Here is a 21296-nt window from a genome sequence, read left to right on the forward strand (position 1 = left end):
TCATCTTCCATTCATTTTCTGTTTTTATACTTTAAATAGAATGAAAAAAGGAGATGAAAGAAAGATGTTTTTGGCTTTACGTGAATTAAAACATGCGAAGCTGCGCTACTTACTCATTGGCGTGATTATGGTGTTAATTGTATGGCTTGTACTTTTTGTATCGGGCTTAGCAAAGGGGCTTTCCTCTGACAATGCTTCAGCTGTTCAAGAAATGAAAGGAAATTACGTTGTGCTTCAAAAAGAAGCGGATCAGCGCCTGACGCGCTCTGTTTTATCCATAAATAAAACAGAAGATATTCAACAACTAAGCGGAAAGAAAAAAGCTGAGCCGCTTGGTGTGATGATGACAGCCGTTATAAATGATGGAAAAGCGAAAAAAATAGACGCCTCGTTTTTTGCCATAAGCACAAGCGGCTTTTTAGCTCCGAACGTAACAGAAGGGAAGATGATTACGGACGATGCGAAACATGAAGCCGTGGCGGACTCTTCGCTAAAAGAAGAAGGAGTAAAGCTAGGTGATACGATAAAAGATACGGCTTCAGGAAAAAGCTTTAGAATTGTTGGTTTTACAAAAAATCAGTCGTTTAGTCACGCGCCTGTTATTCATATTAATCTTAAAGAGTGGAAAACAATTGAAAACACAGGTGCGTTTAATGCAGTGGTGTTAAACATGAACGATAAAAAAGCACATGCTCTTCAAAAAAAGGATTCTGACATTGATGTGATTAGTAAAGATGAAGCGTTAAAAGGAATTCCAGGTTATCAAGAAGAACAAGGCTCGCTTTTAATGATGGTCGCATTTTTGTTTATCATTGGCGCTTTTGTGCTAGCCGTTTTCTTCTACGTGATGACGCTTCAAAAAATGAATCAGTTTGGCGTGTTAAAAGCGATAGGAGCAAAAACAAGCTATTTAGCGCGAACGATTTTATCTCAAGTAGTTGTGTTAACTTTATGCAGTCTTGCTATTAGTATTGGACTGACATACGGAGTAGCAGCCGTATTGCCGGATTCGATGCCGTTTCACTTAGACGTATCGCTAATCGCAGGGTGTTCAGCGCTGTTTGTAGCTGTTTCTGTACTGAGTTCATTATTATCGCTGTATCGCGTAGCAAAAGTAGATGCGGTTGAAGCGATTGGGAGGGCTGTTTAATGAGTGAAGAAAAATTAGTTTTAGAGAGTGTTAGCAAGTCGTTTGGAGACGGAGAAAACGCTGTAGACGTGTTAAATGATCTATCGCTGCGTGTAAAAGCCGGAGAGCTTGTGGCGATTGTCGGTCCTTCTGGTTCTGGGAAAAGTACCTTTTTATCCATTGCTGGCGCGCTGCTTTCACCGTCTAGTGGACGCGTGATTATTGACGGAGACGAGATTAATAACATGTCTTCAGCGCAAATGAACAGCATTCGTCTTAAAAAAATTGGCTTTATCTTTCAATCAGCTAATTTAATCCCGTATTTAACGGTTCGCGATCAGCTGCTTCTTGTCACGGAACTAGAAGGAAACCGAAACAAAGAAGCAAAACAAAGAGCGGATGAGTTGCTTGAAAAGCTCGGGCTTGCCCATCGAAAACATCACTATCCTGAAAGTCTATCCGGCGGAGAGCGCCAGCGGGTAGCGATTGCAAGAGCGTGGATGAATAACCCTGAAATTATCTTTGCAGATGAACCGACGGCAAGCTTGGATTCAGAACGAGGAAGAGCAGTTGTGCAAATGCTCGCAGATGAAGTGAAGCTGAGGGGCAAATCAGCTGTAATGGTTACGCATGATCAAAGAATGCTGGATTTATGCGATCGCGTTGTGTGGATGGAAGATGGGAAATTAGTAGAATCAAATAGCGTGCAAGTCTAAAAAAGTGCTGCTCTTGACAAGAGCAGCACTTTTTTGCATTCTTCATCATGTGCATATTTGTCGTCTCGGTTTGGCGCCTCCATACGTTCACTCCTTTATTAGTAAATCAGTTAGGTATTCATATTCCATTTTATCAAAAAGCGTGTATTGAAAATAAAGCAATGCTATTTAGAAAGTAAGAAACAGGAGATAACAGAACAATGAAGAAATAGTAAAAGGGTGATGAAATGATGAAGAAATGGAAGACAGCTGCAGGTGGACTTATCATGGCAAGCTTTACAGGATGTTCAAGCAGTGGATTTCTTGAAGAATCCCCGCCAAAAGCGTATCTCGAAGCAAGCAACCATCTTTATGAAACAAAAGTTGGCACTTACTGCTGGGAAAGCACGTGTGTGGATAAAGCAGGCCCTTTAGAATTGTTAAAAACAGAACAGCCGATTAAAGTAAAAGCAAATGAATCGCTATCGCTTGTTATCAAGTATAAGCGGCAGCCCAACGAAAAGCATATGGCACAAATACAAAACAGCCATGAAGTGGAAATACCACTGAAGAAAAATAAGCTGAAAGCACCTTCTGAATCAGGCACGTACTACTACTCATATTCAGTGTGGTGGATGGATGAAAGTCAACAAAATGTATCTAATGGAGATGCATCGTACGCGTTTGTATTGAAAGTGAAATAAGGAGAGAGCATATGCAAACCCCTATTATTCTCATTGGACCTATGTGCGCTGGAAAAACGACGGTCGGTGAAAAAGTGGCAACCAAACTAAATATTCCTCAGTGCTCAATGGATGAAGTGCGATTTTCCTACTACCGGGAAATAGGATTCAGCAAAGAAACACAGCAACAAATTCGAGAAAAACAAGGATTTCAAGGCATGTACGCCTATTGGAAACCGTTTGAAGCCTATGCTGTTAAAAGAATACTAGAAGAGCACAAGCATGCGGTCATTGATTTTGGCGCCGGTCACTCGGTGTATGAAGACATAAAGCTGTTTCAACAAGTAGAAAAGACGTTAAAACCTTACCAGTCTCTATTTTTACTGCTTCCGAGTGTTGATAAAGAAGAGTCCATACAGATATTACATCAAAGGCTGCATCAAATAACAGATGATAAAGATGTTTTTGAGCTTAACAAACATTTTGTAACGCATCCGTCAAATCAAAAGTTAGCAAAGCAAACGATCTACACAAGGGAAAAGTCGGCAGATACAGTAGCAAAAGAAATTATTTCATCTATATCAAAGGAGTGAAAGCAATGATTACAAAAGTCGGTCAAATTATGGTGTATGTAAACGATCAAGATCAAGCAGTAAAGTTTTGGACAGATAAAATGGGATTTCAAGTAATTTCCCAACAAGAGAATGAACAAGGTATGAAGTGGATTGAGCTAGCACCGGCAGCGAATGCTGAAACAACCATTATCCTTCATAACAAACAGCTAATAGCAAAAATGCAGCCAGAATTAAATGTCGGGACTCCTTCACTGATGTTTTTTACAGAGAATGTGGATGAATTATACAGAGATTTAACAGCTAAAGGCGTAACAGTGGGAGAAATCGTATCTATGCCTTCAGGACGAGTCTTTAATTTTTCAGACAGTGAAGATAACTACTTTGCAGTTATGGAAAACGCGAATAATAAATAGAGGAAACAGAAAAACACCGGGAGCACATATATTTTTCTCGGTGTTTTACATGTAAAACAGGATGAGTTACACGTCATTGTCATTAGTGAAATTAAATTCAACCAGTTTATTTCGCCCGTACTTTCCTGCTATTTGTCCTTCTTGATTGGCATTTTGCCCGTCGTTTTTGGCAATTTGTCCACCTTGAGACGCATTTTGCCCGCCGTTTATAGCAATTTGTCCGCCTTCATATGCAATATTTGTATAATAATTAATGGTTACACAGCATGGTTTTTTCTTGCGAGAACGCTTTTTAGAAGAATAATCGCTTTCTACATAATATTTTCCATCTGCTGAATTGTAGTAGCAATAATATTTTTTTATAGGATTCAGTCCTTTCATCATAACTACTATATTTTATTCGTTATGCAAAGGTGTGCTTGTACACACGTGTATTCATATTCGTTTTATTTCTACAGAACGTAATGAGCTGTTTTATAAATCAAGGAGTGATGCCTCTCATGATAAAACTAATAGGAGAAAAAACGTTGCTAAGAGAAGCGACACAGGAAGATGTTAATGAACTTTATTACTGGAAATACCAAGAAAAAAACCAAGAAGCAAAAAAGTGGAATGCTCCGTATATATCAGAAGGAAGACTGACAAGAGAAGAATATATGAACTCATGGGACAAAGAGTATGAACTTTTTCCAGGTGTTCCTCGACTCCTCGCGGTCATCATTGATGAAAAAGCAGTGGGCACCGTAAGCTGTTACTGGGTGGACAAGCATACAAACTGGCTGGAAACCGGAATTGTTATTTACGACTCAGACTATTGGAGCGGAGGATATGGAACGGAAGCTTACCGCATGTGGATTGATTTTTTATTTGAGTCTACACCGTTACACAGGCTTGGTATGTCCACATGGTCAGGCAATATCAGAATGATGAAAACAGCTGTAAAAATAGGCATAAAAGAAGAAGCACGTATCGTAAACGGTAACTATTTTGACAGCATTAAAATGGGCATTCTGCGAAGGGAATGGGAAAGTCATCGTAGTAAGAGCTGTAATAGAAAAAAATACAGAGGTGAACTAAAGCATTGATCAATATAGTCTCATTATTTAAGGCTTCTTCCTTTATGAATGGAAGAAGCTTTTCCTATGTCAATCATGTCATCTGTAAGACCTAGCGTGTATAAAATTAAAAGAAGGAACGTCTATATAGGTCTGCTCAAATCAGTTACTGTGTTAAAAACATCAGGGGGGAAATGCATGCGGGCAAACTTTAAAGAATCTACAAAAAGAAGCGTGAAAAAGGAGAGAACGCTGCAGTTTACACTAAATGTAATTGGAATATTTATGTTTATAGGGGTTTTAATCAGGTGGTGGACTGTTCCGTTCGCTGTTAGTAACGATCTTCAAATTTACTATAATCCAGCTTTTCAAATGAAGCCCAATGACTGCGAGGAATTTCTTGCGTTCGTTTTATGCGCAGCAAGCGTGTATTTTAGTTTAGTAAACGTCTACTTTTTAGGAAAAACAGGTAAAAAATTAGTTTATACTGTGCTTGTTTTATTGGCTGTCTTTAACCTCTATATGATGCTTACACTTCTTGCTGTAGCTACGCATTAAAGGCGTATGTGCAGCTTAAAAGAAAGAGGTCAAACTTCCTTTCGCTTTTAAAGTGTTTTGCGATTTTTTTATGCGAAAAGCAGATAGATCTTCAAACATTTTCATTAGTTGAGCTTTCATAGTACTTCCACCTTTTGATATTTTTCACCTGACACATATGTAAATATTGTGTGTGTTTTTACTTTCATACAATTCTATCAAATTTATCATTTTAGCCGAGAAGACCCCCACCTCAAGGAGCGGAATAGGCGTAGCCCAGCGAGTAGGTGGGGGATGAAGCGGTCTTGTTTAATATTTTTTGACTTTGAGTTTGAAATGTTTCCCTATCTTGTTATAAACTATTAACTAAATAATAGAACGTAAGTTCGGGAGGGGAGACAAATGAAGAAAGCGTATTTTTCAAAGCGTATTTGGAAAGAGGATATAAACGTCCTTACAGTAGATGAAATGGTAACGTTAAGCAAGGTATTTAATTGCGCCAAGCGTTTTGCGTTTCAAACACTCATTCGTCAAAAACGGTGGGGACGCGAACTACATAAGGAAAGTATTCACTTAGTCGTGAAGAGAAAGTTTGGCGTCAATGATTACATCGCAAACAGCATTGTACGCGAATCTCAAGCTCTCCTAAAAGCTCAAACCGAACTAAATAAGCTGTATATCAAGCAAACAGACGAAAAGATTAAAAAGATAAAGAACAAACTAAAAAAAGAACGTTCCTTTTTGACCACTCTTCGTAAGATAAAAGATAGTTGTGTCGAAGGAAACCTACGGTTTCCTAAAAATACAAACTACGCTTTACATTCTAGTGGACTTATTTCACTAGAATGTAAGAGTTGTTCTCTCATTTGGATGAATACCTACTTATTTGAGCATCAATATCTGGATCGCAAAATTAAACAACTAAAAGCAAAGATTGGGCGTTTAGAACACCGCCTTTTTCGTCTAGAAGAAAAAAAAGAGAAGTTGGCCACTCATATTTCTAGCGTGGTCTTTGGCTCGAAAAAGTTGTTTAAGCACCAATTTACGAAAAAAGAGTTTGTACAAGATCATCAGTCTTGGAAAGAACTCTTTTTAGCTGCACGAAACAAACAAGTATTGATTTCGGGACGTAAAGATGCCGCAGCTGGCAATTTTGTCTTTACCTATCAGCCGGATACACACGACTTACGTATGACTTCTCTTTCGGGAAAAGTTGTGACGTTTTCAAATGTCGTTTTCCCTTATGGGCAAGAACAGGTTAATCAAACCGTTCTTCGTCAACGGAAGTGCAAGGACAAAAAAGCGAACGGTAAGCCTATTTCTTGGTCTGTTGAAAATCACGGCGACTATTATATTATTAAATGTTTACTTGATGTCGAAGAAGAAGTACTAGTGAACTTCTCCACGTCTGATGGCGTCATTGGTGTAGATTGCAACGCGGACCACTTTGCGTGGACAGATGTTTCAAAGGACGGCAACTTTTTAGAAAGTGGGACATTCTCGTTTACGCTAAATAAAAAAACAAACGGTCAATCAACTAAAATTTTAGAAGCAAAAGCAATAGCTTTGGTAGATGTGGCTATTCAAAAGAACAAGCTAATTATAATGGAAGACATTGACACGACACTCTCTAAGACTGGAGATGCCTATGGAAACAAAAAGGCAAACCGTTTAAAAAGTGTGTTTGCTTATCGTAAAATGGCGCAAGCCATTAAAAGTCGTGCTCAAAAGATGGGGGTAGCTGTACTGGTAGTGAATCCAGCGTACACATCGATTACGGGAAAACTTAAATATATGCGTAAATTTGGTATCTCTATTCATCAAGCAGCCAGTTATACAATTGGGCGAAAAGGTCTTGGCTACAAAGAAAAAGCACCACAGGTGCTTCGTCATCATATTGTACGTCATCCATTACCCTACTGGAAACAGTGGTGGGCACTAAATAAAAAGTTACATGTGCGAACGGAAATGTTCTATCAACTGTTCGATGTAAATAAACCATCTGGTAACATCAATCTTACACATAAAGAATTAACAGAAAAAGAAAGTAAACATTTAAAGAAAGCTTTTGCATAAGTAATATATACCTTGAACTTCTTGTACCAAATACTTACTAACGCTACCGGAGCAGATAGCGATTTTCTAGGATTTGGGTGCATTACAAGGATGTTCAAACGATTCCATACAAATGAAGGTTGGTGTACCCGCTACAAGCACTTGCTTACATAGAAAGAGCTGTATGCGTGGTTGTCCTGAACGGACACTTCTGTAATTTGTATGGCTAACCGCCCGCGTTGAACAGGAAGGGTTCCTAAGTCTTTGGAGATTTTAGGAATCCCCCACTTCAAGCTTGCTAAGTGGGGGTAGTTCAATAAAAGAACACAGGTATTACGAATACGAAAAGCACTATTTTTGGCTTGCAGTAAGCGAAGATTTTAGTAAGCTAATTATTCAAGAACCTGATATGGAGAGCTTATTTGGAGCTAAAAGCGAAGATGAAAGAAAGGCGACAAAAGCGCTTTTAAGTCAGTGGCTCATTCATACCGAGGCTTATAAAAAACAATTAAACCAGCATATTAATGACTGCAAAAAAAGTAATGAAACAAATAAGGGCATAACGGCTGTTTTAGAAAAATTGCTGAATATATCAGCAGCAGACATTGAACAAGCCCCGATTGAGAAATTAGCTGCCTCACGATCAGTTTAACTTAAAAAAGTAGGTAGACATTCATAGCTGCAATAGAAAAAGATGCTTCGTTTAACACGCGAAGCATCTTTTTTTCATTCTTTATAAAGAGCGGGCTTATCTGTAGGGAAAGCTCTTTTCGCATAGATTATTTCCTGATAAGAGGTGATAAGATACTCTTTCAGGAGGCGGTTGCTCAATGATTAAAAACATCTATGCTAGGTCTTCGGACTTCACTAAAGACGAGCTTGACCTTTTAAAATTCCTATATTGACACGACTTTATTACTTATTCCGCTAAAGCCTCTATTACTTGAATAACTTATACCAGTATAAAGTGGTTTCAATAGTAGGATTATATGACTGCTTTAGTGTGTCAACTCCACCTAGTATGAATCCTTGTTTCACATAAAATCTGCATGCACCAAGATTATCATCTTGTGCTTCCAAGGACATTCCTATAAGTTTTCTTTGTTTTGCCCACTCTTCTGCTTTATTTAAGAGCAACTTTCCGACGCCGCTGCCTCTATAATCTTTTTTAGTAGCAATGTTTTCAATATAACAGAAGCGATTCCAATCCTTACTTATTCTAATCTGTCCTATGCAAGTAGTATTCATATAAGCTAAAAACAAAGATTTATCCTCTCGGTTTATATATCGGCTCCAATCAAGTTTGTCATCTGGAAAACGTGTTTCTCTAGCTTCATCAAAAAGAACTTCTTTATAAGACCACTTTCCTGATTGTAAACTGGGGACAACTCTACCATATAGCTTAAAATAATCATTTGTCATATTGATATCCTCTATTAAGTCATTATTTAATGGAGAAATAGTGAGTTTACTTTCACTGCCCAATATTACACACTTCCTTTTATGATGTTTTGAAAAAATTTTATTCAAGGATAAGTAAACCCTATCTTATTCAACATTACTGTCCGTTTGCTGAATGAACCTCTCTTTATACACTACTATAAAAAGTAAATTTTTCCTTGTTATAATTAAAAGCAACAATCTTTACGAAAAGAGCCTTAGGAAAATAAAGGATAGCAATAAAAACGACATTATTGTCGTTTTTTATTGACGGATTAATTCAAGAAAGGTACATTATATTAAAACGACAACATTGTCGTTTTAATATAAGGGGGCTGAAATCATGCTTATTACGATGTTAACAACAGGAACTCGAGGAGATACCCAGCCTTTTATGGCTTTAGGATTAGAGTTGAAAAAGAAAGGATACCGTGTACGAATTGCGGCTTCAGAAGCTTATCAAAATTTCATAGAGTCGTATGGATTCGAATATGCCATGCTTCGAGGTGATGTTTCTAAAATTATAGAGAGCGGAGCAGCAGACGATGCGATTAATGCAGACAATCCTCTCAAATTCTTTTCAAGCTTAAAAAATGAAAAGATGATGGGTATGATGGTTAATATACAAGAAGATTTGCATAAAGCATGTAAAGGAGCCGATGCAATTGTATATCATCCAGGCGCAGCAATTGGTTATTTTGCTGCTAAAGAGATGAATATACCAAGCATTCTAGCGAGCCCTTTTCCAATGACACCAACAAAAGATTATCCAGCGTTGATCTTTTATGATCGACCACGGTTTGGAAAAACATATAACAAGCTGACGCACCGTATTTTTGAATGGGGATTTTGGAAGGTAGTAAGTGGTCCTTTAAAAAAATATTGGGTTCAGCAGCATGGAGAAGGACCTAACGATTTTTCATGTCCGTACCCAAAGCAGCGTACAGCAGCTAACCCAACCATTGTTTCATCAAGTCCCGCCGTATTTTCCGTATCTAAAGATTGGCCTCAACACGTTCATTCCTACGGAAATTGGTTTATGGACAGTGACCATAGCTATGAGCCGGAAGAGAGGCTGGAAAGATTTTTAAAGGCTGGAGAACCGCCAGTTTATATTGGATTTGGAAGTGTTGGTGATAAAAAAAACGCAGACGAAACGACTGCTTTAGTGATTAAAGCTTTAAAACTCTCCGGGAAACGAGGTATCATCAATACAGGAGGAAGTGGAATGAATCACACGGAGGGGATAGCAGAAGACATTTTCTTTGTAAAAGATATTCCTCATGAGTGGCTGTTTCCTAAAATGTCTGCCGTTGTTCATCACGGAGGAGCAGGAACAACAGCCGAAGGCCTTCGAGCTGGCGTTCCAAGTGTTATTATTCCTTATGGAAATGACCAATTCGCTTGGGGAAGAAAAATTCACGAGCTTGGAGCTGGAGCAAAAGCCATTCCGAGAAAAGAATTGACGGCTGAAAAATTATCCGCAGCTATTTCCTATACGCAAGTTAATGAAATTCAATCCAAAGCACAAGAAATCGGAAAACAAATCCGAGCTGAAAAAGGAGCCGAAAAAGCAGCTCAGGTAATTATTAATACACTCGAGAGATTCAGGAATAAATAAAAAAGTAAGAGAGCGTGAAAAAAATGCCAAAAGTAAGGGAAGGATACGCTGAAAAAAAGAAGCAAGAGATTTTAGAAGCCGCCAAAAGAGTATGCAAGAGCAAACCGGTGCATGATGTAGCCATGCGAGATATCGTTCTGGAATCTGGAATGAGTCAAGGAGGCGTATACAAATATTTTTCAAACCTTGATGAAGTATTTGTCGGACTTCTTAATCAAGAAAGTGTCAGCCATAAAGTAAAAGATAAAATTGAAGCCCTGCTTCAGACCAATAAAGATCCCTTTGAAATGCTGCATGATTTTATTATGTATATTGGAGAGCATATCCAAGAATCAATGACAGCAGGAGGAGAAATTTACTTTGAACTAGTAGCGTTGTATTCAAAAGACCCTCAGCGTTTTATGAAAATTGAAGATCAGCTAGTTGAAGTATCTAACCTTAAATATATTCAAAAAAAGCTTCATGACTTTATCGCCGAACAAATCGAAGTGAAAAATTTCTCTCCGGCTGTACCAACAGCTGATCTGCTAGCTTTTATGGCTACGACAATCAACGGAATTACGCAAAATCCAGCGCTGGTCTACAACGTAGATGGACAGAAACAAGCTGCAGAGGAGACAAACGTAGAGCGTCATATAAACACGCTGTCAATAGCCGTCCGAAAGCTGTTAGGAGAATAAATACAGTTGCAACCTTAAAAATTCCTCTTAGTATTGCCAGCAGTGTTAGGTATGTTTAGAAAAATGGTGTGTCACTTCTCCGTCTCGCTTTGAATAGTTTTGCAAAAATTAAGCATAATACGACTGCAAACTATATTTAAGGAGATGGAAAAAATGAAAAAAGGGCTTATCATTGCTTCTTCGGTTCTTTTCCTTTCAGGCCTAGCTGCGTGCGGAGGAAATAAGGACAATAACGCAATGGACAATACTCAAAATGACTTACGCAACACTTCTACAAACGACGGGGTTGATAACAATATCCCAATGGATAACACAGATCAGCCGACCAAGTCAGTTGAAGCAGCGCAAAATGTAGAAGATATGAAGGAAGTCGATGATGCATATGTGCTTCGCGATAATAATAATGCCTATGTAACGGTAGATCTAGCTGGAAATGACGCAGCGGACAACAATGATAAGGGCAAGGTCAACAACGTAACGTATAACGGCGATACTTACCATGAAGTTTCAACTGATTTTGAACAAAAAATTGCGGATCGTGTGAGAGAAGCAGATAGTAAAATCGACAAAGTATACGTAGCGTTTGTAAACACGGGCTTAGACAATATGAACAACAACAATAACGTGCCTGGCGTAGATAAAAATGACAAGATGTATCGAGATGATGAAAAAGATAACAACCGTGACCCAGAAGATATTGTAGAAGATCCAAAAGATATGATGGACCGTAACAACAAAGATCAATAACATCAAAAAGGCCTCTGAATCACCAGAGGCCTTTGGTTCATTAACTAAGTTCAAGTAAAGAAATAAAAATCGGAAGAACACAGCAAGAAACGGCTGAAATAAAATCAAGCTCGTTCTGTTTTTTTGCAGAAAGCGTGAACTCCATCAAAATAATTGTCAGGATACTCATGAAAAGCGTTGCATAAAAAAGAAAATCGCGCTGACTTTCCACTAAAAACAACACCGCATTTAAAATCAAAATAACGGCATAAAGAAACTTAAGCAGCACGTGAAGCTGCATGCTGAATTTATTCTCTTGTTTGTAGCGCAAGATATAGACAAAAAAGAAAATAAATAAAGTTAATTGCCATGAGGCAGGGAGTAGCTGCTGCCATAGATTGTCCAAGAAACTCATTCCTCCTATAAAACAATGATGCATATATGTAACACACACGTTTTTATTTTAAAAGTGAAGAGTATCTTTAGGCAAGAGCAATTTTTCATTTTTTGCAGACTTTTAATATAAAAAAAGAAAGGTCATCACGACCATTCTTTTTACTTCACTTCAATTAAAACCTTCGTACCGTCTGGAAACTCATCTACTTGATGTGAAATCCAAGAACCGGCGCCTCGGTTGTCTGAAGGCTTTACATATTCAATATCTGCACCGCTTCCGCCTTCTTCACAAAAGGCCATCGGAAACTCATCTCGGTCATAGCCGCTTTTAGTCGGAATGCCTTTTAAAGACTCACGGCGGTTTTCCTCAGCTCCGTCTCGGTCGATTGTACAAACAGCCGATTTTCCTTTATCAATTGCATGTTGAATGTGCGCTGCAGTTTCAGGGTAACGATCAGCAGGGAAGGTAATTACTTCATCGTAGGAGGTATTCGTTGAAGAGTTCTGCTCTAACGGATTTCCTTCAATCATAACAATAACGGCTAATACTAAAATTAAAATACCAGAAACAATTTTTTTCAATCTGTAAAACTCCTTTATAAAACGTTTATCACTTTTATTTTAAAGTAATAAGAAAAAAATGTAAAAACATATAATGGAACTAGCTAGAATGCATAAGAAAAACATAAGCTCACGTGCAGCTGCTGAACGTGAGCTTATGTCTAATGATGAGAGTGATGATGGTGCGTTTCGTTTTCAGCTGGCTGCAGTGAACGTAACTCTTCTTTCGATAATTTGCCTACTGCGACTTGCTGAGTAGGAAGGATGTGCTCACCGCGCGCGTTAATATCCGTTTTAATATAGTAAATACCATCCTCTTTAAAAGTTGCTTTTGCTTTATACATACTGCCGTCATAATGTGCCTTTGCTGTTTCAACTTTACCGGGAGCATCTTTTTTCCACACTTTAAACTGAACGATTTTGGCATCATCCACCGTTTTATTTTCTTGCATTACGTGCACTTCTAACACCTGTGTGCTCTGTGGCTCTATATTTTCAGGAATCATCACATGCGCAGACAGAGGCTTTGGCTGCTTGTAGAGCTGATCTGCGTTACTGTTTACAGAGCACGCGGAAAGTAAAAGTGTACTGAGTATGACTAGTCCGGACATTTTCCATTTGTTCATTGTTACTGCACCTCACATCGTTTCATAAATCATGCGTTTAAAAACCGCTTCAATGCTGGAATTCGTTTGATGACAAAGAAATCTAAAAGCCACACGACAATCAAGGATAGTCCAACTAAAGGAAAGACTAGACCAAACACCACGATTATACACGTCACGATGCGCATTGCATTTCCTTCAGGAACTTTAGGAGCCCCCATGTTTTTAGCTGGTTTTCGTTTCCACCACAGTAAGGCTCCGCTGATGGCGATACCAGCAATTCCGATACAAACAATGAGGCCCATAAGCTGATTTATAAACCCAAACTGTGTACCTTTATGAACCGTAATACCAAGTGCAATCAATTTTCCCATAAATCCATAGTTGTCGTACCGATAATCGGCTAACACAGCGCCGGTGTATTGATCAAGGTGAACGGTTGCTTCATCCTGAGCTCTTGGTGAAAAAACAGAAAGCGTATAGACGCCTTGAGGTTCTTGCGGAATAGAAATGGTATAGCCGTCGTGCATATGCTGTTCTTTTGCAATATCTACAATGTCATCAAGCGATACTTTTGTATATTGCTGAGCTGTGGAGCTTGGAACTTCTAACATTTCGGCTCCCCAAGGCACGTCCGCTACATCTTTTGTTTGCACGGTTGAAGTAGGCGCACTCCCTACCCAAATAGACGGAGGGTATCCAACGCCTGCGTTTGTGGCGATTTGCTGAAAGGCATTGCCCCATAGCCCTGACCACGGAAGGCCCGTTAGTACGAGAAAAAGCATACCAGCTGAAATCCAAAAGGCCGGTACCGCATGAAGATCACGTATCAGTGTATTTTTACCTTTTGAAAAACGAGGAATCCACACGCCTTTTATTTTGTCTTTTTTGCGCGGCCACCATAAAAAAGCGCCTGTTACAATTAAGACAATTGCCCAGCAGGCCGCAAGTTCTACAATACGATCACCCGCTGTTCCTGCCATCAGCTCTCCGTGAAACTCTTCAATTTGATTCATGAAGCGACTCGAATCATCCAGTTTTCCTATAATGTGACCATTGTGAGGGTTAACAAAAATCGTATATGTATCGTCTTTTAATGAAATTCCTACTTCTGAAGAACGAGTAGAGTGATCGCTTGGTTGATAAGTCAACACGGTAGCACCAGGATACTTTTCTTTTACAGCTTGTACTTGTGCTGAAGGAGATACGGACTGTGATTGAGCTTGCACCTGATACAAGTCGTGATACAGTCTTTCTTCAATTTGAGGCTTGAATAAATACACGCCCCCAGTAACAGCTAATATAAGAAGAAACGGAGTAAACACTAAACCCGCATAAAAATGCCAGCGCCATATGGTTTTGTACAGGCCTTGAGAACGCTCCGTGCTTTGTTTAGTTGTACTCGCTGATTCTTCTCTCTTTTCCTGCATCATTTTTCTCTTTTCCTCCTTTTTACTAACTAACGTGCTTTTATTATAGAAGGAAAGGGAGAATTAGCCATCACTCCTTAGAGTGATTGTTGGGGCTTATGAGAGAAAGGTGCTAATAAAAAAACAGCTCGTGAAAGCTGTTAGTTCATTAAGCCATTTTGAAACGCATAGCTTGTCAGCTGCACGCGGTTTTCTAAATGAAGCTTGCTTAAAATATTTTTCAAATGACTTTTTACCGTGTGTTCAGAAATAAATAACTGCGCCGAGATATCGCGGTTTGACAGTCCTTTAGCCACTAACTGAAGCACTTCAAGCTCCCGTGCAGAAAGGGGAATGTCTGGCTTTGTAATCGATGTTTCCTGCGGAAACTCTTTTAAAATTTGAAACGCAATTTCTTTTGACATAGGAACTTCGTCTAAAGCGAACGCACGCAAATAGTCGTACCACACTTCAGACCGCAGGTTTTTAAGCAAATAACCCTGTGCGCCTTTTTTCAGCGCATCAAATAAATCCGTAATATCGTCTGAAACCGTGATGACCACAATTTTAACGTACGGAAACTGAAGCTTAATTTGTTTAGTTGCTTCTAAACCGTCCATAACAGGCATTCCAATGTCCATTAGTACGATATCGGGCATTAACTTTTCAGTCAGTTCAATGGCTTCTTGCCCGTTGGTTCCTTCGCCAACAATAATAAAATCTTCATATTCTTCTAAAATATCGCGAATGCCTTCTCTCGCATGAGCATGATCATCTACAATCAAAATACGAAACGGCTGCATTTACGTAACCTCCTTTTTAATGCTAACAATGGTTTGGTTCTGTTTTCGCTCAATGGAAAAGTTCCAGTTCATGTCCTTGGCACGATCTTTCATAATTTGCAAACCAAGACCGGACTTGAGAGAGTCGGACGTAAAACCTGTACCGAAATCTGTAATTTCACAAATCCATCCCCCGGCCGTTTCAGTGGCTGTAATCCAGATTTTATTCGTTTTTGCATGTTTAATGACGTTCATAGCCGCTTCCTTTACACAAGCAAACAGCTCGTTTTTTTCTTTTCTGGACAGCGTTGTTTCTGACAGTCTCCAATCTAGGTTTACATCTAGTAAATGAGTATGTGTTAAATCATCGACGTATTGATGAATGCTTTCGGTCCAGCTTTCGGAAGAGTCAGACGGAGAGTGTTTTAAATTCGTAATCGCTTGGCGCGTATCGTCATGGACATGCTGAAGGGTTTGTTTCATCCGGATAAAGTCAGAATCCTGTTCTAATCTATTTTTTCTTCCGAACTTGTTCATTTTAACAGATAGGAGAAACAGCGACTGCGCAATGCCATCATGCAGTTCACGAGCTAATTTTTCACGTTCAATAAGTGCTGCTTTTTTTTCTTTTTCTTGTCTTAGTTCCTCTTGCATTTTTTCTAAAATAGAAAATAAATAGCGGACAAACACGAGCGTTACAAAAAAGACAAGGAGTGGAGAAAGCACATTTCCCATATCCATTGAGATGTAAGGGAGCAAAAAGGCATGACGAACATACTCCCAAAGCGCGATGGTCAGAGTTGGAAGAAGCAAAATCAGCCATTTAATTTGTCTATATTTCACGGTATCCCTTCTTTCGTCCATAAAATGTGTTTATATTTTATCATTTGAGCGGAAAATTACTAGAGGAAAGAAGAGAAATCACTCTTAAGAGTGATTAGTACCACCGGTAGCTGAACGGATAAAAGTAATGGAGAAAAGTCTCATCTGCAATATCATACAAGAAAAATTTTTGAGTGAATGGTATGGTTAAAAAGCTTAGTATGTGACAAGGAGGGGTCATTGATGGTAAAAGAAATTCGCACGGCGCACGTTGACGCCGATTTACATATTGAAGCTTATCGTTTTAAAGGGATTATGCAAAAGTTTCCTGCTCATTTTCACGAGTATTATGTGATTGGATTTATTGAAGAAGGTCAGCGTCATTTAATTTGCCAAGGCAAAGAATACATCATTAATCCAGGCGATTTGCTGCTGTTTAATCCGTATGATGTCCATAGCTGTGAACAAATAGACGGCAAAACACTTGATTATCGCTGTATTAATGTGACGCCAAACGCGATGAAAAAAGCTGTTTTTGACATTAACGGAAGTGAAAGTCTTCCGCGTTTTAACAGCAGTGTGGTACGAATAAGTGATGCTGTCTCTAGTTTAAAAGAGCTTCATTTGCAAATTTTAAATGGTGAACGGGAGTTTAAGAAAGAAGAGTTATTTTTATATTTGCTAGAAGAACTCATGCAGGATCATTCAAATCTTTCTTTTCTTTCGTCAGCTGTTGACACGTCCCATGAAATCACAACGATCTGCAGCTATTTGGAAGACAACTATACAAACAAGATCACGCTGGATGAGTTAAGTCAGCTAATTGGATGGAGCAAATACCGGCTGCTGCGCTCTTTTACAAAGCAAAAAGGAATTTCTCCATACAGCTACTTGGAAACAATTCGAATCAATAAGGCTAAAAAGCTGCTAGAGCAAGGAAAAAAACCGATTGACGTATCTTTTTTAACGGGATTCAGTGATCAAAGTCATTTGACTAAATTTTTTAAAAGCCAGGTTGGATTAACACCAAAACAATACATGAAAATCTTTGAAAGTGAAAAGAAAACAGGATGCTAGTAATAGCTTAAAAGGGAGAGAAGAGCTGTGGATCATTTAGCTGCTTACATGCTGATGGCGCTGGTTATGTCGATGATACCTGGTGCTGATACAATTCTTATTATGAAAAATACGCTTCATCACGGAGCAAAAGCAGGACGTTTTACCATACTCGGCATGGCTACAGGCCTCACGTTTTGGACGTTAATTGCTGTGCTTGGCTTGTCTGTTGCTATTGCGCAGTCGGTGTATGTATTTAATGCCATTAAATACATAGGGGCAGCGTACTTATTTTATTTAGGCATCAGAATATTTCTGACAAAAAATACGCTCTCATTGGAGGCCGTTTCAGAAGAAACAAAAACTGTAAAGTCTTCATCTAATCGCTGCTATAAAGAATCATATATGCAAGGGGCTCTTAGTAATTTTCTTAATCCTAAAACGGTACTAGTTTATATTACGTTTATGCCACAGTTTATTAACTTGGATGCACACACAAATCAACAGCTGCTGATGCTTGGTTTTCTCCTGACGCTTATAGCAGTAGGGTGGTTTTTAATCTTGGTGTATGTAATAGATTACGTGAAAAGGTGGCTTGAAAAACCGGGATTTCAAAAAGCTTTTCAGAAATTCAGCGGAGTGCTGCTGATTGGTTTTGGAATAAGAACAATAGTGTAATAGTGGTTAGTAGGCAAAAAAAGGTGGGATAAAAATATGTTAGTTAGAAGATCCGAATGAGTTTGATTCTTGATGGAGAATCCAACTCGTTCGGATTTTTTTATTAGTATGGTGAACATAGCTTTCATCTATTTATTCAGTTATTTCTAGCTGTTGATTGGAGGGGAAGGAGAAGGAGAAGGAGAAGATTCCTGCGGGAAAAGCGGAACAGGTGAGACCCCGCAGAAGCGCAAGCGACGAGGAGGCTCACCGGCCGCCCGCGGAAAGCGAAGTCTTGCACGGAAATCAACAGCGGTGTCACAAGCGACCCATACTAGTTCATGTATTCAATTTTATCGTCTTTAAATTGTATTGATTTAGCTATGTCTCAATCTCTTTTCTTAACGTTTAAAAACACGTAAACGAAACAATTTGTCGTGTATCTACACCGAAAATGGTCCAAAAACGTCCGTTCCATCTAAATCCTGCAACCGATCGCGGTCCTACAAAAATAGGAAAATACCAGAAGCTAGAGCCGTTTCTAAGCCATATGAACGTATTGCGGAATAGACATAGAGAAATGGCTCCTGGGTCAACAGCAAATGGAGTTGCCGTTTGTTGAGCCGGAATAAATGCCGGAGGAGGAGAAGTCGGAGCTTGCTGCGGGCTAGGTGTAGGTAAACCGCCCGGTGGTCTAGGAGGGCCTGGAGGGAGTTGAGGGCCAGGGAATCTTGTTGAGTAAGAATAAAAATCCATGTAATTAATGTCCATTTTTTAACACCTCTTTTTTTATCACTATTTTATAAGATATGAGAAAGCTGCCTAAAGGGATTGGGCAACTATCATGTTTTTATATAAACCTTTTTGATGACGAAAAGGTTCGTTCCTAAGTCGGAAGTAAATTCCTTTATGAACTCTCTAAAAGCTGAATAGGATAAAGCAGAGTGTGTTTTTAGAGGAGGACTTTTCGTGGATAACAATCCAAAAAAGATGTTTACACCGGTTAAGACTTATCAACCTTTCCATAGTATCTATGATCCTTGCCGGCCGATAGGAGTGAAATGTTATTCTACGCCGCCTCACTTATACATGGGATTTCAGCCGCCGAATCTGCAGCAATTTTCACCGAAAAAAGCGCTAAAAAAAGAACGCTGCGGCCGCCTTTTTGGGACTACTATGAAAATCCATACAAAGATAAGAAGAGGGATGAAGAATGAAAAAACTATCTCCAGAGTACTACCGGGATTTAGAAGAAATACAGGCCGTTGATTTTGCACTAGTAGAATTAACGCTGTATTTAGATACTCATCCAAATGACCAGCAGGCTATGCAGCAGTTTAACGAATACACGCAGCAGGCTATGCAGTTAAAAAGAACCTTCGAGACAAAGTACGGGCCGCTTCAGCAGTATGGAAACAGCTATGCAGACGGAAAGTGGAGCTGGGGAACAAGCCCTTGGCCATGGCAAATATAAGCAGATAAAGGCGGGAACTATATGTGGGTGTATGAAAAGAAATTGCAGTATCCAGTGAAAGTAAGTACATGTAATCCAACGCTTGCAAAATATTTAATGGAACAGTACGGAGGAGCGGACGGAGAGCTTGCAGCAGCACTTCGTTATTTGAATCAGCGCTACACGATTCCAGATAAAGTTGTTGGACTGCTAAACGATATCGGTACAGAAGAGTTTGCACATCTTGAAATGATTGCGACAATGATTTATAAGCTAACAAAAGATGCAACGCCAGAGCAGCTAAAGGAAGCTCGATTAACAGAGCACTATGTAAACCACGATAGCGCGCTTTATTACAATAATGCTGCTGGGGTTCCGTTTACAGCTACTTATATACAGGCAAAAGGAGATCCGATTGCAGATCTTTATGAAGACATAGCGGCAGAAGAAAAAGCAAGAGCTACATATCAATGGTTAATTGATATATCAGATGATCCTGATTTAAACGACAGCTTACGATTTTTACGAGAAAGAGAGATTGTTCATTCACAGCGGTTCCGTGAGGCGGTTGAGATTTTAAAAGATGACATAGACAGAAAGAAAATCTTTTAACGAGCAAAAGGAACATCCCTCTTAGTACAGGAGGGATGTTTTTTATTATGGCAGCGATGATTATGCGCTAGAACTGCAGTGACAAGAAACAACCTTTAATTTCCCTTCAACATCTTTCCAAACTCGCGTATAGCAGTATTCGCCTCCAATAGATTCACCGGTTGCAAGCGACCCGTTTAACGCTACTTTTGTAACGGTAACGGCAAGTTCTTGAAACAGTTTAATTTCTTGTTCCAACACTTCGATGCCCGCTATATCAAGACTTTTTGAACGATGAGCATTGATATCTTGCTCTTTTGACAACCATTGCCCAAGGTGATTCACAAAAATAAGCTCATCTGAAAGTAATTCTTCTAATAACTCTACGTTATTAGAAAGCATGGCTGAACGAAGCATTTCCTCGTATTCTATAACTCTTGCTTGGTTCATTTTTAATCCTCCTTTACGCCTTGTGTAACTCTTTTCTATTTCCACGTTGCTTTTCCTTTAAACTTCTGCCCTTAATAGATTGTGTTAAATTATGTTAATAGAGGGTATAATTGGACTAATTTTCTGTAAGCATAAAATATTCTGAAAGACTCCATTATTTACCTTTAAATGGTATAAAATTAGAGTGAAAGGACCTTTTCTTTCCACTTGTCTAGTTATCTTTTTACTATTAAGAAGCAGTTTTTTATACTTGTAATTGTAGCGGAATGAACGTTCATTCCGTTTTTGGAAAGAGGTGATAAAGTGGAATCTACTCCAACAAAACAAAAAGCGATTTTTTCTGCTTCACTTCTGCTGTTTGCAGAAAGAGGATTTGATGCAACAACGATGCCAATGATTGCAGAGAATGCCAAAGTAGGAGCAGGAACAATTTATCGCTACTTTAAAAATAAAGAAAGCCTTGTAAATGAATTATTTCAACAGCATGTCAACGAGTTTTTACAGTGCATTGAAAGCGGACTGGCAAACGAAAGGGACGGATACCGAGATGGGTTTCATCATATCTTTGAAGGTATGGTGACATTCACTAAAAACCATCCTCGCGCTCTCGGATTTATCAAAACTCACAGCCAAGGAGCTTTTTTAACGGAAGAGAGCCATTCGGCCTACCGAAAGCTAGTAGAATTTGTCTGTACGTTTTTTAAAGAAGGACAAAAGCAAGGTGTGATTAGGAATCTTCCTGAAAATGCGCTAATTGCTATTTTATTTGGAAGTTTCATGGAAGTATATGAAATGATTGAAAATGACTACTTATCTTTAACTGATGAACTTCTTACAGGTGTAGAAGAGAGTCTGTGGGCAGCACTTAGCAGACAATCATGAAACTTAACAAGTGAAAGAGGGAT

General features: G+C 39.0%; 28 protein-coding genes and 1 pseudogene. 19 read left to right on the forward strand and 10 right to left on the reverse strand.

The genetic code is table 11. The features are described 5' to 3' along the window. The first annotated feature begins 64 nt into the window (after nucleotides 1-64). From MMB69_RS08105 to MMB69_RS08125, 5 genes are all read left to right on the forward strand, one after another. A complete protein-coding gene (locus MMB69_RS08105; protein ID WP_277447557.1) occupies nucleotides 65-1150 on the forward strand; it encodes an ABC transporter permease in 1086 nt (361 codons plus the stop codon). Next, entirely contained in the window at nucleotides 1150-1845 is a 696-nt protein-coding gene (locus MMB69_RS08110) for an ABC transporter ATP-binding protein (RefSeq protein WP_277447558.1), read from the forward strand. Before MMB69_RS08105 ends, MMB69_RS08110 begins: the two co-directional genes overlap by 1 nt. Nucleotides 1846-2072: 227 nt before the next feature. Beyond that, nucleotides 2073-2528 (forward strand): hypothetical protein, encoded by a 456-nt coding sequence (locus MMB69_RS08115; RefSeq protein WP_277447559.1) that lies wholly within the window; start codon nucleotides 2073-2075, stop codon nucleotides 2526-2528. A gap of 11 nt (nucleotides 2529-2539) precedes the next feature. Beyond that, a complete protein-coding gene (locus MMB69_RS08120) occupies nucleotides 2540-3100 on the forward strand; it encodes a shikimate kinase (protein ID WP_277447560.1) in 561 nt (186 codons plus the stop codon). Between the two features lie 5 nt (nucleotides 3101-3105). Next, nucleotides 3106-3495 (forward strand): VOC family protein, encoded by a 390-nt coding sequence (locus MMB69_RS08125; RefSeq protein WP_277447561.1) that lies wholly within the window; start codon nucleotides 3106-3108, stop codon nucleotides 3493-3495. A gap of 66 nt (nucleotides 3496-3561) precedes the next feature. Here MMB69_RS08125 and MMB69_RS08130 read toward each other — a convergent pair whose 3' ends face one another. Then, the gene (locus MMB69_RS08130; RefSeq protein ID WP_277447562.1) at nucleotides 3562-3876 is read right to left on the reverse strand and encodes a hypothetical protein; all 315 of its coding nucleotides are present in this window, start codon (nucleotides 3874-3876) and stop codon (nucleotides 3562-3564) included. A gap of 119 nt (nucleotides 3877-3995) precedes the next feature. On the opposite strand from MMB69_RS08130, the gene MMB69_RS08135 reads away from it, so the two are divergent. The 4 genes from MMB69_RS08135 to MMB69_RS08150 all read left to right on the forward strand — a co-directional run bounded on the left by MMB69_RS08135 (nucleotide 3996) and on the right by MMB69_RS08150 (nucleotide 7794). Continuing rightward, a complete protein-coding gene (locus MMB69_RS08135) occupies nucleotides 3996-4580 on the forward strand; it encodes a GNAT family N-acetyltransferase (RefSeq protein ID WP_277447563.1) in 585 nt (194 codons plus the stop codon). Nucleotides 4581-4748: 168 nt separating this feature from the next. Continuing rightward, the gene (locus MMB69_RS08140; protein WP_277447564.1) at nucleotides 4749-5108 is read left to right on the forward strand and encodes a hypothetical protein; all 360 of its coding nucleotides are present in this window, start codon (nucleotides 4749-4751) and stop codon (nucleotides 5106-5108) included. Between the two features lie 381 nt (nucleotides 5109-5489). Continuing rightward, the gene (locus tag MMB69_RS08145; RefSeq protein ID WP_269871164.1) at nucleotides 5490-7163 is read left to right on the forward strand and encodes an IS200/IS605 family accessory protein TnpB-related protein; all 1674 of its coding nucleotides are present in this window, start codon (nucleotides 5490-5492) and stop codon (nucleotides 7161-7163) included. A gap of 274 nt (nucleotides 7164-7437) precedes the next feature. Then, entirely contained in the window at nucleotides 7438-7794 is a 357-nt protein-coding gene (locus MMB69_RS08150; RefSeq protein WP_269871163.1) for a hypothetical protein, read from the forward strand. A gap of 287 nt (nucleotides 7795-8081) precedes the next feature. Here MMB69_RS08150 and MMB69_RS08155 read toward each other — a convergent pair whose 3' ends face one another. Then, nucleotides 8082-8627 (reverse strand): GNAT family N-acetyltransferase, encoded by a 546-nt coding sequence (locus MMB69_RS08155; RefSeq protein ID WP_269871162.1) that lies wholly within the window; start codon nucleotides 8625-8627, stop codon nucleotides 8082-8084. A 298-nt stretch (nucleotides 8628-8925) separates the two neighbouring features. Here MMB69_RS08155 and MMB69_RS08160 point away from each other — a divergent pair, with 298 nt between their 5' ends. From MMB69_RS08160 to MMB69_RS08170, 3 genes are all read left to right on the forward strand, one after another. Then, nucleotides 8926-10203, forward strand: coding sequence for a glycosyltransferase (locus tag MMB69_RS08160; protein ID WP_269871161.1), 1278 nt, complete (start codon nucleotides 8926-8928; stop codon nucleotides 10201-10203). A 23-nt stretch (nucleotides 10204-10226) separates the two neighbouring features. Then, nucleotides 10227-10883, forward strand: a complete 657-nt coding sequence (locus tag MMB69_RS08165; RefSeq protein WP_269871160.1) for a TetR/AcrR family transcriptional regulator — start codon at nucleotides 10227-10229, stop codon at nucleotides 10881-10883. Between the two features lie 153 nt (nucleotides 10884-11036). Beyond that, nucleotides 11037-11630, forward strand: coding sequence for a hypothetical protein (locus MMB69_RS08170; RefSeq protein WP_013057951.1), 594 nt, complete (start codon nucleotides 11037-11039; stop codon nucleotides 11628-11630). 40 nt (nucleotides 11631-11670) lie between these two features. Here MMB69_RS08170 and MMB69_RS08175 read toward each other — a convergent pair whose 3' ends face one another. From MMB69_RS08175 to MMB69_RS08200, 6 genes are all read right to left on the reverse strand, one after another. Beyond that, entirely contained in the window at nucleotides 11671-12015 is a 345-nt protein-coding gene (locus MMB69_RS08175) for a DUF1516 family protein (RefSeq protein WP_028414497.1), read from the reverse strand. A 149-nt stretch (nucleotides 12016-12164) separates the two neighbouring features. Next, nucleotides 12165-12587, reverse strand: coding sequence for a NucA/NucB deoxyribonuclease domain-containing protein (locus MMB69_RS08180; protein WP_013057949.1), 423 nt, complete (start codon nucleotides 12585-12587; stop codon nucleotides 12165-12167). 140 nt (nucleotides 12588-12727) lie between these two features. Next, on the reverse strand, nucleotides 12728-13192 hold the full coding sequence (locus MMB69_RS08185) for a FixH family protein (protein ID WP_269871159.1): 465 nt from the start codon (nucleotides 13190-13192) through the stop codon (nucleotides 12728-12730). A gap of 29 nt (nucleotides 13193-13221) precedes the next feature. Further along, complete coding sequence (locus MMB69_RS08190; RefSeq protein WP_277447565.1) at nucleotides 13222-14604, reverse strand: PepSY-associated TM helix domain-containing protein; 1383 nt, start codon at nucleotides 14602-14604, stop codon at nucleotides 13222-13224. Between the two features lie 137 nt (nucleotides 14605-14741). Next, entirely contained in the window at nucleotides 14742-15383 is a 642-nt protein-coding gene (locus MMB69_RS08195; protein ID WP_277447566.1) for a response regulator, read from the reverse strand. Next, on the reverse strand, nucleotides 15384-16205 hold the full coding sequence (locus tag MMB69_RS08200) for a sensor histidine kinase (protein WP_277447567.1): 822 nt from the start codon (nucleotides 16203-16205) through the stop codon (nucleotides 15384-15386). It abuts the gene before it with no gap. A gap of 222 nt (nucleotides 16206-16427) precedes the next feature. Here MMB69_RS08200 and MMB69_RS08205 point away from each other — a divergent pair, with 222 nt between their 5' ends. The 3 genes from MMB69_RS08205 to MMB69_RS08215 all read left to right on the forward strand — a co-directional run bounded on the left by MMB69_RS08205 (nucleotide 16428) and on the right by MMB69_RS08215 (nucleotide 18263). Beyond that, nucleotides 16428-17261: an AraC family transcriptional regulator gene (locus MMB69_RS08205; RefSeq protein WP_269871155.1), complete on the forward strand. Its 834-nt coding sequence runs from the start codon at nucleotides 16428-16430 to the stop codon at nucleotides 17259-17261. Nucleotides 17262-17288: 27 nt separating this feature from the next. Next, entirely contained in the window at nucleotides 17289-17918 is a 630-nt protein-coding gene (locus MMB69_RS08210; protein WP_277447568.1) for a LysE family translocator, read from the forward strand. A gap of 153 nt (nucleotides 17919-18071) precedes the next feature. Next, nucleotides 18072-18263, forward strand: coding sequence for a hypothetical protein (locus MMB69_RS08215; protein ID WP_277447569.1), 192 nt, complete (start codon nucleotides 18072-18074; stop codon nucleotides 18261-18263). Between the two features lie 42 nt (nucleotides 18264-18305). Here MMB69_RS08215 and MMB69_RS08220 read toward each other — a convergent pair whose 3' ends face one another. Next, a complete protein-coding gene (locus MMB69_RS08220; protein ID WP_221784139.1) occupies nucleotides 18306-18668 on the reverse strand; it encodes a transporter in 363 nt (120 codons plus the stop codon). A gap of 219 nt (nucleotides 18669-18887) precedes the next feature. Between MMB69_RS08220 and MMB69_RS08225 the strand changes: the two are divergent. From MMB69_RS08225 to cotJC, 3 genes and pseudogenes are all read left to right on the forward strand, one after another. Continuing rightward, a pseudogene (locus MMB69_RS08225) lies at nucleotides 18888-19114 on the forward strand (spore coat protein CotJA). Further along, nucleotides 19111-19371 (forward strand): spore coat protein CotJB, encoded by a 261-nt coding sequence (locus MMB69_RS08230; RefSeq protein ID WP_269871152.1) that lies wholly within the window; start codon nucleotides 19111-19113, stop codon nucleotides 19369-19371. The pseudogene MMB69_RS08225 and the gene MMB69_RS08230 overlap by 4 nt, the downstream one beginning before the upstream one ends. Before the next feature lie 21 nt (nucleotides 19372-19392). After that, nucleotides 19393-19962, forward strand: a complete 570-nt coding sequence (gene cotJC / locus MMB69_RS08235) for a spore coat protein CotJC (protein WP_269871151.1) — start codon at nucleotides 19393-19395, stop codon at nucleotides 19960-19962. Between the two features lie 60 nt (nucleotides 19963-20022). Here the strand turns inward: cotJC and MMB69_RS08240 are convergent, their stop codons facing one another. Next, on the reverse strand, nucleotides 20023-20391 hold the full coding sequence (locus MMB69_RS08240; RefSeq protein WP_221784144.1) for a nuclear transport factor 2 family protein: 369 nt from the start codon (nucleotides 20389-20391) through the stop codon (nucleotides 20023-20025). Nucleotides 20392-20694: 303 nt separating this feature from the next. On the opposite strand from MMB69_RS08240, the gene MMB69_RS08245 reads away from it, so the two are divergent. Then, complete coding sequence (locus tag MMB69_RS08245) at nucleotides 20695-21273, forward strand: TetR/AcrR family transcriptional regulator (protein WP_221784146.1); 579 nt, start codon at nucleotides 20695-20697, stop codon at nucleotides 21271-21273. Nucleotides 21274-21296: the final 23 nt, after the last annotated feature.

This window comes from Priestia sp. P5, from assembly GCF_029522155.1.
Taxonomy (GTDB): domain Bacteria; phylum Bacillota; class Bacilli; order Bacillales; family Bacillaceae_H; genus Priestia; species Priestia megaterium_E.

What these genes read in the sequence shown, in the direction of transcription:
- MMB69_RS08105 (WP_277447557.1), top strand. Translation starts at nt 65, where the DNA reads ATGTTTTTGGCTTTACGTGAATTAAAACATGCGAAGCTGCGCTACTTA.
- MMB69_RS08165 (WP_269871160.1), top strand. Translation starts at nt 10,227, where the DNA reads ATGCCAAAAGTAAGGGAAGGATACGCTGAAAAAAAGAAGCAAGAGATT.
- MMB69_RS08195 (WP_277447566.1), bottom strand. Translation starts at nt 15,383, where the DNA reads ATGCAGCCGTTTCGTATTTTGATTGTAGATGATCATGCTCATGCGAGA.
- MMB69_RS08135 (WP_277447563.1), top strand. Translation starts at nt 3,996, where the DNA reads ATGATAAAACTAATAGGAGAAAAAACGTTGCTAAGAGAAGCGACACAG.
- MMB69_RS08130 (WP_277447562.1), bottom strand. Translation starts at nt 3,876, where the DNA reads ATGAAAGGACTGAATCCTATAAAAAAATATTATTGCTACTACAATTCA.
- MMB69_RS08230 (WP_269871152.1), top strand. Translation starts at nt 19,111, where the DNA reads ATGAAAAAACTATCTCCAGAGTACTACCGGGATTTAGAAGAAATACAG.
- MMB69_RS08190 (WP_277447565.1), bottom strand. Translation starts at nt 14,604, where the DNA reads ATGATGCAGGAAAAGAGAGAAGAATCAGCGAGTACAACTAAACAAAGC.
- MMB69_RS08185 (WP_269871159.1), bottom strand. Translation starts at nt 13,192, where the DNA reads ATGAACAAATGGAAAATGTCCGGACTAGTCATACTCAGTACACTTTTA.
- MMB69_RS08120 (WP_277447560.1), top strand. Translation starts at nt 2,540, where the DNA reads ATGCAAACCCCTATTATTCTCATTGGACCTATGTGCGCTGGAAAAACG.
- MMB69_RS08110 (WP_277447558.1), top strand. Translation starts at nt 1,150, where the DNA reads ATGAGTGAAGAAAAATTAGTTTTAGAGAGTGTTAGCAAGTCGTTTGGA.
- MMB69_RS08205 (WP_269871155.1), top strand. Translation starts at nt 16,428, where the DNA reads ATGGTAAAAGAAATTCGCACGGCGCACGTTGACGCCGATTTACATATT.
- MMB69_RS08160 (WP_269871161.1), top strand. Translation starts at nt 8,926, where the DNA reads ATGCTTATTACGATGTTAACAACAGGAACTCGAGGAGATACCCAGCCT.
- MMB69_RS08170 (WP_013057951.1), top strand. Translation starts at nt 11,037, where the DNA reads ATGAAAAAAGGGCTTATCATTGCTTCTTCGGTTCTTTTCCTTTCAGGC.
- MMB69_RS08140 (WP_277447564.1), top strand. Translation starts at nt 4,749, where the DNA reads ATGCGGGCAAACTTTAAAGAATCTACAAAAAGAAGCGTGAAAAAGGAG.
- MMB69_RS08145 (WP_269871164.1), top strand. Translation starts at nt 5,490, where the DNA reads ATGAAGAAAGCGTATTTTTCAAAGCGTATTTGGAAAGAGGATATAAAC.
- cotJC (WP_269871151.1), top strand. Translation starts at nt 19,393, where the DNA reads ATGTGGGTGTATGAAAAGAAATTGCAGTATCCAGTGAAAGTAAGTACA.
- MMB69_RS08125 (WP_277447561.1), top strand. Translation starts at nt 3,106, where the DNA reads ATGATTACAAAAGTCGGTCAAATTATGGTGTATGTAAACGATCAAGAT.
- MMB69_RS08115 (WP_277447559.1), top strand. Translation starts at nt 2,073, where the DNA reads ATGATGAAGAAATGGAAGACAGCTGCAGGTGGACTTATCATGGCAAGC.
- MMB69_RS08240 (WP_221784144.1), bottom strand. Translation starts at nt 20,391, where the DNA reads ATGAACCAAGCAAGAGTTATAGAATACGAGGAAATGCTTCGTTCAGCC.
- MMB69_RS08220 (WP_221784139.1), bottom strand. Translation starts at nt 18,668, where the DNA reads ATGGACATTAATTACATGGATTTTTATTCTTACTCAACAAGATTCCCT.